This is a genomic window from Rhodopirellula sp. UH5 (genome assembly GCF_056839225.1).
The window spans coordinates 4036373-4051978 of record NZ_CM166390.1; the positions used below are offsets into that span (position 1 = coordinate 4036373).

At 57.3% G+C, this 15606-nt stretch carries 11 protein-coding genes and 1 pseudogene; 6 read left to right on the top strand and 6 right to left on the bottom strand.

What is annotated here, in order from left to right; genetic code table 11:
- Position 1: 1 nt before the first annotated feature.
- The gene (locus UH5x_RS14490; RefSeq protein ID WP_482632802.1) at positions 2 to 847 is read right to left on the bottom strand and encodes a hypothetical protein; all 846 of its coding nucleotides are present in this window, start codon (positions 845 to 847) and stop codon (positions 2 to 4) included.
- A 638-nt stretch (positions 848 to 1485) separates the two neighbouring features.
- Here UH5x_RS14490 and UH5x_RS14495 point away from each other — a divergent pair.
- Complete coding sequence (locus tag UH5x_RS14495; protein ID WP_482632803.1) at positions 1486 to 1980, top strand: 6-pyruvoyl trahydropterin synthase family protein; 495 nt, start codon at positions 1486 to 1488, stop codon at positions 1978 to 1980.
- A 41-nt stretch (positions 1981 to 2021) separates the two neighbouring features.
- On the opposite strand, the pseudogene UH5x_RS14500 reads toward UH5x_RS14495, so the two are convergent.
- Both UH5x_RS14500 and UH5x_RS14505 read right to left on the bottom strand, forming a co-directional pair.
- Positions 2022 to 3205: pseudogene (locus tag UH5x_RS14500) on the bottom strand (DUF502 domain-containing protein).
- Between the two features lie 47 nt (positions 3206 to 3252).
- The gene (locus UH5x_RS14505; RefSeq protein ID WP_482632804.1) at positions 3253 to 4203 is read right to left on the bottom strand and encodes a ComF family protein; all 951 of its coding nucleotides are present in this window, start codon (positions 4201 to 4203) and stop codon (positions 3253 to 3255) included.
- A gap of 808 nt (positions 4204 to 5011) precedes the next feature.
- On the opposite strand from UH5x_RS14505, the gene UH5x_RS14510 reads away from it, so the two are divergent.
- Positions 5012 to 5767 (top strand): RNA polymerase sigma factor, encoded by a 756-nt coding sequence (locus UH5x_RS14510; RefSeq protein WP_047815896.1) that lies wholly within the window; start codon positions 5012 to 5014, stop codon positions 5765 to 5767.
- Between the two features lie 714 nt (positions 5768 to 6481).
- Positions 6482 to 7120: a protein phosphatase 2C domain-containing protein gene (locus UH5x_RS14515; RefSeq protein ID WP_482632805.1), complete on the top strand. Its 639-nt coding sequence runs from the start codon at positions 6482 to 6484 to the stop codon at positions 7118 to 7120.
- 1741 nt (positions 7121 to 8861) lie between these two features.
- On the opposite strand, the gene UH5x_RS14520 is transcribed toward UH5x_RS14515, so the two are convergent.
- Complete coding sequence (locus UH5x_RS14520) at positions 8862 to 9821, bottom strand: alpha/beta hydrolase (protein ID WP_482632806.1); 960 nt, start codon at positions 9819 to 9821, stop codon at positions 8862 to 8864.
- A 123-nt stretch (positions 9822 to 9944) separates the two neighbouring features.
- Here UH5x_RS14520 and UH5x_RS14525 point away from each other — a divergent pair, with 123 nt between their 5' ends.
- The gene (locus UH5x_RS14525) at positions 9945 to 10394 is read left to right on the top strand and encodes a nucleoside deaminase (RefSeq protein ID WP_482632807.1); all 450 of its coding nucleotides are present in this window, start codon (positions 9945 to 9947) and stop codon (positions 10392 to 10394) included.
- A 2-nt stretch (positions 10395 to 10396) separates the two neighbouring features.
- Here UH5x_RS14525 and UH5x_RS14530 read toward each other — a convergent pair whose 3' ends face one another.
- Positions 10397 to 11503, bottom strand: coding sequence for a hypothetical protein (locus tag UH5x_RS14530; protein WP_482632808.1), 1107 nt, complete (start codon positions 11501 to 11503; stop codon positions 10397 to 10399).
- 237 nt (positions 11504 to 11740) lie between these two features.
- On the opposite strand from UH5x_RS14530, the gene UH5x_RS14535 reads away from it, so the two are divergent.
- Positions 11741 to 11917: a hypothetical protein gene (locus UH5x_RS14535; RefSeq protein ID WP_482635999.1), complete on the top strand. Its 177-nt coding sequence runs from the start codon at positions 11741 to 11743 to the stop codon at positions 11915 to 11917.
- A 299-nt stretch (positions 11918 to 12216) separates the two neighbouring features.
- On the opposite strand, the gene UH5x_RS14540 is transcribed toward UH5x_RS14535, so the two are convergent.
- The gene (locus UH5x_RS14540; RefSeq protein ID WP_482632809.1) at positions 12217 to 13923 is read right to left on the bottom strand and encodes an ABC1 kinase family protein; all 1707 of its coding nucleotides are present in this window, start codon (positions 13921 to 13923) and stop codon (positions 12217 to 12219) included.
- Positions 13924 to 14018: 95 nt separating this feature from the next.
- Between UH5x_RS14540 and UH5x_RS14545 the strand changes: the two genes are divergently transcribed.
- Entirely contained in the window at positions 14019 to 15605 is a 1587-nt protein-coding gene (locus UH5x_RS14545) for an ABC transporter permease family protein (protein ID WP_482632810.1), read from the top strand.
- Position 15606 lies beyond the last annotated feature (1 nt).

Here is a 15606-nt window from a genome sequence, read left to right on the forward strand (position 1 = left end):
CTCAGACCTCCGACTCCCCCTTCCTGGGCGACGAAGGCGTCTGAGAAGACATTAACACCCCACGCCGGATCAAGATGGGTTCTTTATCGCCCCAATCGACGCGACACGGCTCGCTGGTCGCCACTTCCGAATCGCACACCCCGAGCGCCAAACGCATGATCCGGCGGTGCTGACGTTGATCATCGACCAGCGGGATACTGCGGTCAGGAACGACCGGCAAAGCAATTTGTTCATCCCGGTGGTAGCAAGCAATCCGGTGCAGCGTCACGACTCGCAACCAATGCCAAGGTCGTTCAACACGAACGTGATCGCGGCACCAACGCCAATCCGCAAAACGAAGCAATTCATCCTCCTGGAACAGGAAGCAACGGATGCATTCTTTGCGAACCACATGGCGGTCCTCGCACGTCATGCAGAACAACCAAACCTTGCGGGGCATGGAGGAGGTCGCGAGCCATCCGGTCAGAATGCTGGCAGCGTCATTCAGGATCTCGAATCCGACTCGACCTTCCGTCGGCACGATCGGTGCGTTCAAGGTTGTCGAACGAGCCAACTGACGCAGTGTCTCCCGAGCGGAAGGATTGTCGTAAGCATCGTCGATCGTTCGCCTGGGAGCAACGTTGCGAAAGACCAACTGCACCGTCCCATCTTCCTCATCGACCGGCAATAAATAGTGGGCCTGAAAGAGCAGTTCGTCCGAATCGCCACGACGAAGCCGGTCCAGGTATTTCAAACGCTTGCGAAACAGCACCCACCAACTGATCGCGATTCCCAGCAGAACGCCCACCGCTTTGCCAAACACTTCGGGGACGACACGTTGCCACTCCATCTCGGAGAGCCTTTCCATCAACGCTTCCATTCAAACCAACCCCGCAAAGGCATCAACCAACAGCAAACCCAAACAAGCAATCTGGTTGCACAAGTTAGCACAACCTCAACCGAACACGGGCGTCACGTGCTCCTGAGGGGACACTCGTCTATGATTGGTTCTGCGCCGCATCCAAACGGGTACGCAGGTGTCATCGGGCATGCGAGCCGCTTGGGCGTTCACCACGGTTCCCGCACTCAACGGGGCTAGCGCTGGACTGGTCCATGTTTGGTGTTGACGCTCCGATAGCGGATGCAACTCTTCTTCCGCCTTTCTTCATCCCGGTAGGGATGTCAGATGGTAGCCGGGGGTTGCTGCGTAGCAGCGTACCCCCGGCAAACGAGCCCCCAAGAACTACTCTCCATCCCGCCGTGGCCATCGGCCACGGCGGGATGGAGAGTGGTGACGTGGGTTTTACGTGTTCGTCGGTGGCGCAACCGCTTACCGACGGCTACCATCTGACATCCCTACCGGGATGAAAACTGACGCGACCACAGTGCGTCACAACGCCAAACATTCAGCAGTCCAGGCGAACGCCCAAACGGCTCACATGGCCCTGCCCGATCGTTCCTGAGTACCGCCTTTCTTCACAACTCCTTTTTGAATGCCATCACTTCATGTCAGCCACGTTTCGCGTCGACGTCTCCAAAGAACAATTCATTTTCTCCGCTGCACACTTCATCACGTTCGCGGGCGACATTTGCGAGCGCATTCATGGGCACAATTACGGCGTCCGAGTCAGCGTGGAAGGGCCGCTGGATGAGAACCGTTACGTCGTCGACTTCATCGCCCTGCGCGATGCCGTGCTGAAGCAAACCCAGGCACTCGACCACCACGTGATCCTGCCACGCGATCACAAAGAGATCTTGATCACGCAGGACGAGACCGAAACCACCGCACGTTTTCGAGAACGACGCTGGGTCTTTCCCAACGAGGACTGCATCCTCTTGCCGGTGATCAACACCACGGCAGAGGAGATCGCTCGTGTGATCGCAGAAAACGTTCGCGAACAAACACGAGAACAATTCGGCGATGCATTGTCATCGATCGAAGTCGCCGTCGATGAAAACGCGGGCCAATGGGGCGTCTGCAAACTGCCCTGGAACGAATGAGAAATCATTCAGCATTCAGCGTCCCTCGGGCATTTGTCTCCTCAAGCACTTGGTGAGGTGGCACCGTCCCGGGCGACGGCATCCCCAATCGCTGGAACCACAATCTGCTTGGCAGGTTTCCCGCCGGGCAAGTCGTATCGCTGATTGATGGGGACCACCACGCCGCAACTGACGATGAACTGCAAGGCTTCGTCGATTGTCAAATTCAAGTCGATCGCTTCGCTGCGGCGAACGCTGACCGTGAACCCGGTCATCGGCATCGGACTGGTTGGCATCAACACGCTCAACATCGGTTCGCCAGCCGCTTCGGAAACCTCACGCATGCCATTGCCGGTCACAAACCCGAGCGACCAGATGCCATCGCGCGGGTACTGAATCGCGACCACGCGATTGAACTCGATTTGTCGATCGTCAAACGCGAAGTCCGTGATCTGCTTCACGCTTCCGTAGACCTTGTTGACGATGGGGATCCGCAGAATCGCGGCATCAAACGTCGTCACGAACCATCGCCCAATTCCCCCGGTGAACAAACGCCCGAGGAAATACAGCAGCATGAAGAACACGATCAAGAAGACCGGGACGACCACCGATCGCGGCATGTACTGAAGCTGGACGAAACGATCCCAGTAACCCATCGCACTGTTGGGTGGAACCGCAGCGGGTCCAAACGCATCGATCTCCGAATCAACTCGCTGGACAACGTACCCCGGCAGGAAACGTCGTCCGGTTGGATCGGGAACGTACGACAAACCTTTGTAAGTGAAGCCGCGTTGATTGAGTTTTCCCTGGGATCCGTCCGGCGAATCATTGATGATCGAACCTTCCGGTGGCTGTTCGTATGTCTCGCTCACCGCTGGAATCAGCACGAAGCGTCGAATGCCAGTCTCGACCGGCAACAACACGTAGTTTTCGATCGCATTCCAAGCCCAAATCAAGACCACAATCGTCAACAGGGGAGGCAGAACAACCCCCAACCCGCGAACGATCGCGCGGCGGGCACCACCTTTGTGGTGTCCGGAGGTTTCGCCTTGGCTTTCGAGAGAAGTGTCGGTCGATTCAGTCATCGTGCGGGAAAACCGGATGAGAAGATCATTGGGACGATCGCTCGCCAAAAGGACTTCGCCCAACAGGAAGAGAAGTCATCGTGAAATGGGACGTTGTTTCCGCCGCCGCGTCCAACCGCACGACAGACTTTAACACGGAATGTCGATCCACGAACCCGCATACTCGCCCCAACCAACCCAATCGGCAAGGAAGGATACGCTCATCCATTCATTTTGGTGCGTCACGAATCGCACGAGCAACCACCAGCAAATCCACTCGAGCAGCACCAGCATCCAACAACACCCGAGAGATTTCATCGGCGGTCGCGCCGGTTGTCATCACATCATCGACCAAAAGAACATCTCGCCCCAGCAGTCGTTTTCTCCAGCGTCGTCGAACCTGAAACGCTCCCCGCACATTTTCACGACGAGCCATGTCGTCCAGGAACGCCTGCTTTTGTACTGCACGCGTGGTTTCCAACAGCGATCCAAACGAGAAATTCATCTCTCGAGCGAAGCGACTGGCCAGCGAACCGGTCCCGACACCGCCCCGCCGAAACTGACGCCAAAACGGGCTGGGCACATGCGTCACGACCCGCGAACGCCCTGATTCCGCCTGCGTCTTCGCCCCGGGCACCTCGGGGCTGAGGGCTCCTGTGCCGCCGGCTTCAGGCTCGGGGGAGCCAGACTCGTCCGCCAATCGGCGGGATTCTCCCACACGGTAGCGATCCGCCAACCGGACCGCCAATTCGCGAGCGATCGCTGTGTTGCGAGGGTACTTTGCCGCGATGATCGCTTGGCGAACCACCTCGTGATACCGGTAAACGGCCGTGGCGGACGCGAATGCAAACGGCGATTCTCGTCGCACACATTCTGGGCACGGCAACTCGCCCTGCCCCGAATCGCCCTGCCCCGAATCGTTGTGTCCCGAAGCGGGCCAGGCACACCGCAGGCAAGCCGACTGCATCGTCGGAGCGGACTGAACCAGCGAGGTTTCGCAGAGCTGGCAAAAGGACGCGAATCGCCGCCTTGTGACAGACGAATCCACTGAGGAATTCCTCCGCACCGAAGCCGGTCCGGTCAGCTCGCCACACAACACGCAGACCGGTGGGAACAGCAGCGGGGCCAGCAATTCGCCGGTATTTCGCACGCCTTCGATCAAAAAGTTGGTGCTTTTCACAAAATAACTTTGTGTTCCCGCGAACCTTCTGCTGAAATAAAGCTCTAACCAGTCAGCGACATTCCGCCCCGTTGAGACGGGGAAGTTGCATGAAGCGTTCGGCCCTGGGTAACAACCCGTTGACCGATTCGCGATTGTAACGAATTCTGATGTCCTTACTTTCCGTTTTTGAGCTCCATCACCGCACCGAGAAAATCGGCGCAGGGAGGATTCGATGCGTAACCTGATCTCGACTCAACGTGTTGTCCGCATTTCCCACATCGTGGGTGTCATGCGTACCAATGCTGCCGAGACTCTGTGCGTCGTCATCCATTCCTGCTCATTGCAGTGGGAGGGCCTCGGTTATCCGGGGTCCAGCGCCCCGGAGCCTCTGGTAGCCAGTTTTGCGGCAATAAAGCCCTGGCGGTTTTCTTTTGCCACCGACCAAACGTGTCACAGGCATATGCGATAAGGCTCCCGCCTTTTCCTCGCATTGAACTGAAGCACGCCGCGAAAAGTCTCTGGCACGCCTGACCCATTGGGTCACGCCGTTGATTTTTCGTATGCCGCCCATCGCGTTTCGCGTCGGCAGCGCCCCGCTCGGATCAGAACCTCGCCTGCACCCACGTCCATCGCTCACACCGATGGCAGAAGTCTTCCTCACAGACCTCTGACAAAACGTCGTGCATCGCTGAAGTTCTCGCTTCCGTCCACGGGGCTCGCTGACGAAGTTGATTCATCGATCGGGTTTTCCAACTGGTTTGAAACAATTCAGCAGGCAGCCGCTTGGCTGACCTGAACAGGAAAGTATTCCCGGAACCCCGGGAGGATGGACACCATGAAGATCACCCCTGATTTTACGACCACCGTTTCGCCGACTGACGGCAACGCTATCGTTCGCAACTCCGCGTCCCCATCTGCCTCGGGTCAAACCGTGGCCCAATTGGTGATCGCCGCTCAAGGCGGAGATCAATTGGCATTTGGTGATTTGTTCGAACGGTACCGACCCATCATCGTCGCTTTGGCGATCAGCCGCGTTCGCAACTTGCACGAAGCCGAAGAATTGACCCAAGACGTGTTCATCCAAGCGATGCAAAAACTGGATCAACTTCGCGTGCCAGAAGCGTTTGGTGGATGGTTGCGTCAGATCGTGCACCGCATGGCGATCAATCGGTTCAGCCGACAACGAACCGCCACCGCGTGCGATCCAGAAACCCTGGAAGCGACTTGCGTCGATGACACCACGCCTGAAAACGTGGCCCAAGATCGAGAGCAAGCTGCGGCGGTACGAAGCGGGATCGCACGCCTGGGAACCTTGGACCGTCAAACGCTCAATGCGTTTTATCTCAATGGACAATCGTTGATTGAGATGAGCGACGCGTTCGATGCCCCGGTCGGAACGATCAAGCGTCGTTTGCATACCGCGCGACGTCGACTGGCAGAAACGCTGCAAGACGAAATGGCTTTTGGGGATTCGGCGGACGACCGTGCCGACGAATCCCCGGCCGTCTTGCCGATGCCATCAGCCCGCGATCGGTCGGATGACACCCTCGGTGACTCCGCCCTGATCGCGCAAGCGGTCTGACTGGCCCGGACGCCTCTCTTGGTAGCTGGATTCGCCAGAATTCAGAGGCACGAACTGGTGAGCCTCCGAATTCTTGGCGAATCCGGCTACAGTCTTGCAACTACGTCAGCTTGTGACGGACGCGTTGCTGCTCGTAGGCCAGGTCCCACCTGGCACTGGCTCTTTGCCAAACAACATCACTCTTGTGATGAAAGCTTGCCCGGACGCCTCGCTTGGTTCCCAAGCATCGGCTCGGTGCCAGGTGAAACCTGGCCTACGTCTTAAGAACCCCGCCCGTTGCAAACGGGAGGGGTCGGCAAGCGAGCGTTCAGCGAGATTTCCGGGGGAGGGCAATCCCCTGCGGCCACAACGTCCTACCGAAGAACGAATTCACCCTCCTGGCAGGAGGGTCAAGCGAAGCGAGGGGAGGTCGAACGCGAACACGTGGGTCCATTGAAAAAGTAAAATGGACAATCACAAACATCCACCTCACCCAGCCTCAGCCAATCCCCTGGTTTGCATCGCCCCAGCGAATCGGGCAAACTGGAAGTCTCCCAGCGGGGGGAGGCCCCGCTGAGAACAAGTCCCGGTTCACTGAGAACAAGTTTCCGCGGAGTCAAAACGCTCGACTTGTTCTCACCGCCAAACCGGCAAGAACACCGCTCAAACACCTCTTCTCAGTCGGTCCAACTGCTGAGAAACAAGTTCGCCGACTGAAATCTGCGATGGACACCTATGACATCGTTTGAAACTGCTCACGTTGTCGAAGCATATCGTGAACGATGCGAAGATCGCATCGACGTCATAGCTGATGGCGACCGCACGTTGATCGTAGTGGCCGACGGAGCTGGTGGCACGGGTGGCGGACACCTTGCGGCGGAAACGGTGATTCGCGAAACACGAGCGAACTACGCTGCGATTGACAACTCAACTGACTGGTCCAAATTTCTCTCGCAACTTGACTTTCGCGTGCACACTGGTGAATCAACCGCTGTGATTGTCGACCTTCATCCCGATCGAATACTGGGCGCCAGCGTCGGCGATAGTTGCGCTTGGGTGATCGACGGGGCTGACATTACTGACTTGACTCGCACGCAGAATCGCAAGCCGTTGCTTGGCTCTCAAGCGGCCAAACCCGCTCCATTCTGGCACGGTCCACTCAACGGGCTCCTTCTGGTCGGTTCCGACGGATTCTTCGACTATGCCAAGCACGACCAAATTACACCGCTCATCGGTCGCACCGACTTTTTTGCGGTTCCGCGTGCATGTGTCGACATGGTTCGTCTTCCCTCCGGCGACCTTTGGGACGATACTGCCGTAGTCGTATGCCGGGTGCGCCACGCGAGGACATCTCGTAGACGACACTCGATTTGACGCGTGACAAAAAACGCGGGGAACAATGCCGTGCACCGGAGTACGGCGTCGCGCGTTTACAAATGGAAAATCAACTCGCCGTACCCGGTGACGGCCACCGTTATCGTACTGACGTGAGGTACTTGCCGACAGTGAGAGATCCATACGCCCCGCCGAGCTCGTCCGGAACCGAAGAGTCTCCAAAACGGTGGAACGTTCGTTGGCCGGTGCTTATGCTGCTTGCGTTTAGTTGCGTACTTGTAGCCTACGCGTCGTACCGATCTGAGATCATATTTGCGATCGTGGACATCGTCGCTTTCGGCGCGATGTGTGGATTGGTGATCGCAATTCCGCTGGTGTCGCTATACGCATATCTCACTGGACGATCGATTCGACGACTCCTATGGTCCCCATACTTGCTCTGTTCAGCCGTTTTCTTTGGTTTTATTTCGGTCGTTACACTATGGCTCTTGCTTGCCAACGCGGACTTCCGATGATGGCCACAATCTCCATACAACTGCGATAACCACGCAATGGACGCGGAGTCGTGTTTTTTTGAATTGGATGATCGACCGCCGCGGCCCGGTCATCGCAATCGTTCTGCTACATGAAAGAACTTAGGCACCGAATCGATTGTCACCCAGCTAGGTTCGTTCGAGCTGATGACGGCCGGTGTAGCTTTGGAGGTGAGCCTGCTCATCACAATGCGCACCCTGATGGATGGCTGCAACCGCTCCACCTAGTTGCGACGCTTGATGCGTCTTCCGCTGCATTTCCGTTGGAGGACTTCCCGCATGAAATCTTGCCACTTTACTACCCGTTTGCATCTGGGCTCCCAGCTCTGCAGTACCGAGTGGAGAGCAATACCGAACTCCAGCTTGTTCACGTTTCAGAATACCAATCATCGAAGCGACCGATGATCGAGACTGCATTTCTCCCAAGCTTTAGGGCGAAGCTCGTTGCCTTCACCTATCAGGAAGCGAGGGCTATCGCCATTCAAGAGAATTACCCTTCATACGATGGGAGTCGCGATGACCAAGCTCTGATTGATGCTTCCGATGCCTTCGCAACAGTCAGGACCGGAGCAAGGCTGCGAACGTCACAGGGTGACCTGAATCACGAATGCAAAAACCCGCAATGTAGTGGTCACGGGAGAAAATGCCCTACAGATATCTTCTGCATCACTCCTTGCTCCAGAAGGCTCGCACCGGACAGCCATTGGGGTTCATACCACTCGTTCATCGATCTCATATTTGGCACATGTCGCTTCTGTGATACCATCGTAGTGACTAACATCTCGACATAAAGAACAGAACCATGACATGCTCGGGAGGACGGCTTGCGCGGTGTTTGAAGTGCCGAGTCATCCGTCTGTTCCCCGTGATGTCTGACGTTGAATTCAATTGCTCCCTCCGGTAGCCACCAGGTGAACTGGCCTGCGAAACGCCCAAGATGTTTTCCACCCAAACCGCAGAGCGGTGACATTTGCTAGCCTCGGGTTTCAACCCGAGGTCCCTGTTGACCCTGCACCGGTTCCAAGCCGCGGAGCGGCGACAGGTGGGTTCGCACTTGTTAGCAACTGTCGTCGCTCCGCGACTGGGGCGGTGTTTCTGGTCCGAATGAACCTTGGGTCGAAACCCAAGGCTGTTCCAATGCCGTCGCTCCGCGACTCAGAAGCGCCGGTGCGAGACCACCTGGAGTCGCACTTGCTAGACTCGTTCGAGCGACCGGGAGCGTCCCGCCCGCTCGGTTGCCATTCGACTCAGCGAAAATTCGCTGCGTGGAATTGCATGATTTCAACGCAGCGTTGCTCGTAGATTTTCAATCCCGAGTGTGGCACCTCTGGGACAACGATGCGTTCAAAAGGGATCCCCAGCGAGGTCAGAAACTTCATGTACTCCAGATTGTTCTGGTAGTTGAAACCTTTGGTCCCAACGTAAATCATCCAATCCACCTTGGGCGTCTTCGTTTTGGAATAGGCTCGTGCCAAATCCCAAGTGTTGTCGTCTTCTGCAAAGACCAGTGTCTCGGATTCGCGACCTCCTGACTCGCTGATTTTGCGTTCGGTTTCATAACCGCCACCACCTGCCGCCGCACTGCAAAACAATTCCGGGTGACGCAGCGACAATCGCATCGTTCCGCGCCCGCCCTGCGAGAACCCTTCGATTCCACGGTGCTCACGGTCAGCGATCGTTCGATAAGTTGCATCGATGTGCGGGATCAACTCTTTGATGAACACGTCCGCACCTTGCTTGGCTGGTTCACCAGGGATGTTGTAGTGGCTGACCGGCCCACCATTGGCGAAGACGTAGATCATGCCCGGAACCTGCTCTGATTCCATCGCGGAATGGATCAACGGAACCAACGCGAGTGACTTTGTCTCGCTGCCTGGCCGTCCACCATGCAAGTAATAGACAACGGGAAAACGCTTGGCCGATGCGCCACTAGAATACCCAGGCGGCAACAAAACCGCGTACCCCACGTCTCGCTTCAACGATGGACTTTGGAACGTTCCATGCTTGAGCGACGGGTGTTGCCTTTGCTTCGGAATCGGATTCACCCAAGCAAACGGCGCCGGCTTCATCTTCGCCTTCTTGGGCGTTTGATTTTGGCCTGTCTCGGGCGTTGCCTTGTCATCGGCTTGCATCACAGGCGATTCAGCGAACAAGGAGGTTTCTGCCAGCAATGACAAACAGGCTACCAAGCAAATGACGCGGTGCATGGGCAATCTTCTTGGGGGACGGGATTGAGTGGGAATGCAACACTATACTCATCCAATGCGAGACCAACGCCGCGATGCCGTTGCCAATCCCTTTGCTCCCTGTTACCACCGAGCGACCCAAAGATGGATCCGTTCTTACAAGCCGCGTTCGATGAAGCACACCTCGGCCTCCAAGAAAATGGGATCCCGATTGGCTCCGTGCTGGTGATCGACCATGAAATCGTTTCGCGTGGCCACAACCGACGCATCCAAAGTGGCAGTGCAATCTTGCACGCCGAGATGGATTGCCTGGAACGTGCCGGTCGCCTGACCGCAAGCGACTACTCACGATCCACGCTGTACTCGACGTTGTCGCCGTGTGACATGTGCAGCGGCGCTGCCCTGCTTTACAAAATCCCGCGAATCATCGTCGGCGAGAACCAAACCTTCCAAGGACCGGAATCCTACGTCCGCAGCCGAGGCGTCGACTTGCAGATCGTCAATGATCCGGATTGCATTGAGCTGATGCAGAACTTCATCCGAAACCACCCAACGCTCTGGAACGAAGACATCGGCCTGCCAACGGAAGATTGACATCACGCACCGACCTCTTGTTCAACCTCCGCGCCTGCCCCACATTTTTCACAGGCGGGCAAGAGCGAGTGACGGACGCCGCCGCATTTCTGACAGGCGTGAAAGAGCGTCGTTTCGCAACAGGGGCAGGTGTAAGGTTGGTCGAATGTGGCCGCATCGCCATCGACCGTGACGGGAGTGCGTTTCTTCAAACTCCGCCGCGTCCACACCGCGAATTTCAATGGCCCACGTTGGATCGGGTGGTCGCATATCGGGCAGAAGAAGTGAGCGTACGCTTCCCGGTACTGACGCAGCAACCAATCGCGACTGGGTCGGGCGATCAGTCGCAGCAACCGCACCAAGACTCCCGTCGCAATGGCCAGCGACAACAAGATCAAAATGTACTTGAAGTAGATCGTAGGAAAGTGATCGTGCATCACCAGCAAAACACGAGCGGCGACGGCGCCACTGAGTGCATACACCAGCATCGCGTACGTTCCGCCGGCTTGACGCACGAACAACCAACTGCAGAGAAGCAACATTGGAATCAACAACGCAAGCTTGTACGCCGCCAGTTTCCATTGATGTTGTTCCGCAAGCGTTTCGTACTCGTCCGCAATGGGCCGACTCTCACGCGTGATCACTTGCTCGTTCTCTCGCCGCAACCGCTCCACATCATCCAACTGATCGTTGAGACCAGACAGCTCGGCATTCAGCGTTTGTGTCTGGCTCTGATTGGCCAAAAACAATTGCAAACTATCCGTGAGCGCCGATTGTTGAGCTTCACTCAGCGACGTCGCGTTCTCATCCGCGTTGCGTTTGAGTTCCAGCAGTTGATTGATCGTCTGCTGGGAATCCCGAGTCGTTTGCGTTGTCAGTTTTCGCCGTCGTTCGGCCGAAGCGATCTGTTGCTTCAAATCCGCCAACTGCGCCGCGAGCAATTGCCGCTCGTCCTGCAATTCCTGTGGCAAAACCTCGTCGAGCATCTGGCTGTAGTTCGGCCCCTGCACACGATCGATGTCGCGAACGATGTAGCCGAGCAACCAAAACGCCAGCAAACCAACCGCGACGCTGAATCCAAAAACCATGAAGCGAAGCATGAACGATCCGCGGTGTTTCTTGGTCTTCATTTGTTCGCCTCAATGCCAACGTCGGAGAATGGAATTCCTTAACCTAGAGCCCACGCTTTCAATATTCTTCGCGAAAATCCCACTTTCAAACGTTCAGAATAGCGGTCCTCTCACTACCAATGGATGTGAGCGGAACCTTTCAGCTTTTTGCTTGGTGTACACTGGATCGTAGGAGGAGCAAACATGTCGCTCGAAAATATGCTGTCAGCCTTGACGCCCAACGAAAAAATCGCCGCAATGGACATCCTGTGGCGGGATCTGTCTGCTACATCGACGCAAATAGTATCGCCCGATTGGCACGGAGACGTTCTGGCAACTCGGAGCCAGAACCCGTCTTCGGAACCACCATTGGGACTGGATGCCGCATTTGACGACGTCAGGGATCGGCTCGATGCACGTCGAACTCAGGGCTGAAGCTAGAATTGACCTCGTGGACGGGGCCGAATTTTACGAAAACATATCCCCTGGGCTAAGTGAGCGTTTTCTTGATTGCGTGCGTGAAGATTTGGCGTTGCTAGGATCCACGGCGGGCATGCATGAGTTGTACCGTGGATTTCACCGCGCACTCGTGAAACGCTTCCCGTTTGCAATTTACTACCTCGTCACGTCAGATGCAGTGCACGTGGTCGCCATACTCGACTGTCGTGTTGCCCCCAAGTCAACAGACGAGAGACTGAGACGAACCGTGTGAATCGGGCTACGTGTCGTCGTGCCTACTCGCTTCGCAAAATCGCCAGGCACAGGGCGACCATCACGCTGAAACTGGCGATCAAACCGAGCAAGCCCAGAATGCTGACCCGCTGGATCCCGAACATCGGTTGATCGGGGAACAAGACCGGTGAGACCTCGTAAGACAGCATCAACGCGGAACCCAAGAACACCGCGCTTGTCATCAGCCCCACCACCAAGCGGTTGACCACCGGGGCAAAGCGTTTGGGCTCCAAGCGAATTTGCAATTGCCCCAATCGAGCTTGGTTCATCAACGACAGCAACTGCTCCGGCGCGTTCTCCATGAACGCTTCGCTCTCCAGATAAATCCGCCGGGCCTGCCGGATCCGGCGTGCCGGGGTCAAGCGGCGGATCATCACCCGTCGAAGGTACGAGCGAACGATATCAAGTGAATCAAACCCGACGCCCATCTCTCGCAAGGTTCCCTCCAACGAGATCAACATTTTCAACAGCAGCGCGGATTGATTCGGCAAGCCGATCCCGTGGCGGTGAAGAATCTCGCTGAGTTGATTCAACGCCCCAGCGAGATCAAAACGATCGAGTGATTGACGACCGTAGGTGTCGATGAAATCAGCCACATCGATTTCCAACGCCGACTGATCCAGGTCCACTCGCGGGTTGCCCACCCGACGAATCAATCGCGTCAGCCGTCGACTGTCACCGGCGTTGATCGCCGCCAACATTTCTTCGATCGACTCACGCATCGATTCGTCGATGCGACCCGTCATGCCGAAGTCCAGAATCGCCAAGCGACCGTCTCGCAAGCAGAACAAGTTGCCCGGGTGCGGATCGGCGTGGAAGAATCCATCCTCGAACACCATTCGCAAATAGGTTCGAGCCAGCGTCCGGCCCAACTCGGGTGGCAGGTCCGCACGAGTCATCTCGGTCGACTCGCCGGTGGGTTCGCGATCATCTCGCTCAAAGATTTTCGCCAGCGGTTCGCCGATCATCTCTTCCATGACCAAGATGCGCCGCGTGCACAAGGGATCCAACACGGATGGAATGACAATCTCAGCTTTGTCCGACTCAAGAATCTGAGCGAACTGTTTCAAGTTGCTGCGTTCGCGATGAAAATCGAGTTCGCGAAGGATCATCGGCATCAATTGCCGGACCATGTCCGAGGGGCCCCACACGGCGAGTGCCTCCACGTGATCCGCCCACTGGGCCAATCCTTCCAGCACATCCAAATCCTCACGCATCATCTTTTCGATGCCGCGGCGTTGGACCTTCAAGACCACCCGTCGTCCGTCCATCAACTCCGCCCGGTGGACTTGTCCGATCGAGGCGGTCGCCAGCGGCACCGGTTCGATGAGCCGGAAGTGCTCGCGGAAGTTCGGACCAAGCTCTTCTGCCAGCGTTGCTTCGACGACTTCCATGCTGTCGGGCGAGACTTCGTTGCGGAGCTGTTTCAGCTCCTCGGCGATCTCGTTGCCGACGAGGTCAGGACGAGCCGCGAGGACCTGGCCGACCTTGATGAACGTGGGCCCCAACTCGGTGATTGCCATCCGGATTCGCTGGGACCGTGTGTACTGGGTCAGCGGGACGCCCGAGCGATCTTTGATCCAGTTCTGCAGCGGCAACCGACGGGTGCGACTGATCCAATCCGCCAGCCCGTACCGGCGCAGCACCCTCAGGATCTCGCGTCCTCGGCGCAGATTGCGGTACAACTGGGGGATCGATGTCAGCTTCATGAGTTTCCGTGGAGGTGGTTGGTCGCACCATTGTGATCGCCGGTTCGGCAAATCGTCGAGCAGGACGAATTTTCGGCCTCGAAAACCTTCCCTTTATGCCCAATATTCCGCTCGCAGCGTTGGTTCCGCCCGGATTGCCGGCCCCCGATCCGACATTTGCCGATGATTGGGCGACCGCCATCACCACGACGATCGAGCTGATGCTGGTGTCGGCTGGAATCGCGATCTTGATCGGGGTGCCCACGGCATTTTTCGTCAGCCTGCTGCGACCGAACCACTGGCTGGTTCGAACCTGGACCTTTTTCGCGTTCGTGACCTTGGCCATGCCGCTGATCTTGCTGGCGGCAGCCTGGGAATCCACCGCTGGCAAATTTGGTTGGTTGGTCACCACCATGACGGGAGGCAACCTGGGCTGGGTCGGGTGGATCCATGGGATGCACGGAGTCGCCCTGGTGTCGCTGGCAACCGTTTGGGCGACCCGCCGCATTTCTCCCATCGCGATCCAACAGGCCAGCTTGGATTTTTCGCCCAGCCAGAGTTGGTGGCATGTCCGGTTGCCGATCGCGATGCCCTGGATCATCGCGTCGGTCATCGGCGTGATGGTGCTCGCATCGACCGAAATGAGCGTCGCGGATTTGCACAGTGTCCGCACCGTGGCCGATCAGTTCTACCTGTTCTACTCCGTCGATCCCAACACAACCTCGGTGCTGGTTTCGACGTTGGTTCCGATGGCGGTCGGTGGCGTCCCGGCGCTGCTTTGGTTTTGGTTGCGACGTCGTCGCTGGAACGTTGCATCGGACGGAGGCCTGGAATCCACCCCCACGTCAACCAGCTCAAAGAATGCTGCTGGGGAAAACGCAGCAACGCGAGGAATGAACACCATCGCGTGCGTCGGCGTGAGCCTCTGCACGTTGCTGCTGTTGCTTCCACTCGCTGGATTGGTCGTTCAAACGGGACACTCCGTCGAAGTGGTCGACGGCCAACGGCAAGCCACCTTTCAATGGCAAGCCTCCCTTCGGGCGATCACGGAAGCCCCACGACTGTTTCAAGACGAGATCGCCTGGACGATTCAGCTGGCCCTGTTCTCGATCCTCTGGACGCTCCCCATCGCGTTGGGACTGGCTCGTTGGGCGCGTGCCTCCAGCACGGCCGGCGTGATCATCGATGTCTTGGGAACGATGTTGTTTTTAGTACCTGGCCCCGTGATCGGAATGACGGTCGCGGCTTTCTTCCGCATGCCATTTCCGGGACTGGATTGGCTGGCAACCCACACACTGGTCCCCACTTTGATCGCGGTTGGCGTGCGCAGCGTCCTGGTCGCCTACGCCATTTTGCGGAACGCCTACGGTGGCATCGACGACGCGACTTGGCTGTCCGGGCGGATGGATGGACCCGTCGCTTGGCGATGGTGGCACCTGGAACTCCCCTTGCTGCGACGCGGGTTGGGCATTGCCGCCTCGGCCGTGGCGATCGTGTCGGCAGGAGACGTCCCTGCCGCCATGCCAGCCCTGCCTCCCGGTGTGACAACGACCGGCACCCGACTGTTTGGTTTGTTGCACAGCGGAGCCCGATACCAGGAGGCCTCGTTGGCGATGGTTCACACCGGGATGGTGATCCTGCTGTGCGGAGCGATTCTGGCCATGCGACTCCACTTGCGTCGTTCAAGCAAAGGCGTAGATTGAA

What these genes read in the sequence shown, in the direction of transcription:
- UH5x_RS14490 (WP_482632802.1), bottom strand. Translation starts at nt 847, where the DNA reads ATGGAAAGGCTCTCCGAGATGGAGTGGCAACGTGTCGTCCCCGAAGTG.
- UH5x_RS14495 (WP_482632803.1), top strand. Translation starts at nt 1,486, where the DNA reads ATGTCAGCCACGTTTCGCGTCGACGTCTCCAAAGAACAATTCATTTTC.
- UH5x_RS14510 (WP_047815896.1), top strand. Translation starts at nt 5,012, where the DNA reads ATGGACACCATGAAGATCACCCCTGATTTTACGACCACCGTTTCGCCG.
- UH5x_RS14515 (WP_482632805.1), top strand. Translation starts at nt 6,482, where the DNA reads ATGACATCGTTTGAAACTGCTCACGTTGTCGAAGCATATCGTGAACGA.
- UH5x_RS14520 (WP_482632806.1), bottom strand. Translation starts at nt 9,821, where the DNA reads ATGCACCGCGTCATTTGCTTGGTAGCCTGTTTGTCATTGCTGGCAGAA.
- UH5x_RS14525 (WP_482632807.1), top strand. Translation starts at nt 9,945, where the DNA reads ATGGATCCGTTCTTACAAGCCGCGTTCGATGAAGCACACCTCGGCCTC.
- UH5x_RS14530 (WP_482632808.1), bottom strand. Translation starts at nt 11,503, where the DNA reads ATGAAGACCAAGAAACACCGCGGATCGTTCATGCTTCGCTTCATGGTT.
- UH5x_RS14535 (WP_482635999.1), top strand. Translation starts at nt 11,741, where the DNA reads ATGGACATCCTGTGGCGGGATCTGTCTGCTACATCGACGCAAATAGTA.
- UH5x_RS14540 (WP_482632809.1), bottom strand. Translation starts at nt 13,923, where the DNA reads ATGAAGCTGACATCGATCCCCCAGTTGTACCGCAATCTGCGCCGAGGA.
- UH5x_RS14545 (WP_482632810.1), top strand. Translation starts at nt 14,019, where the DNA reads ATGCCCAATATTCCGCTCGCAGCGTTGGTTCCGCCCGGATTGCCGGCC.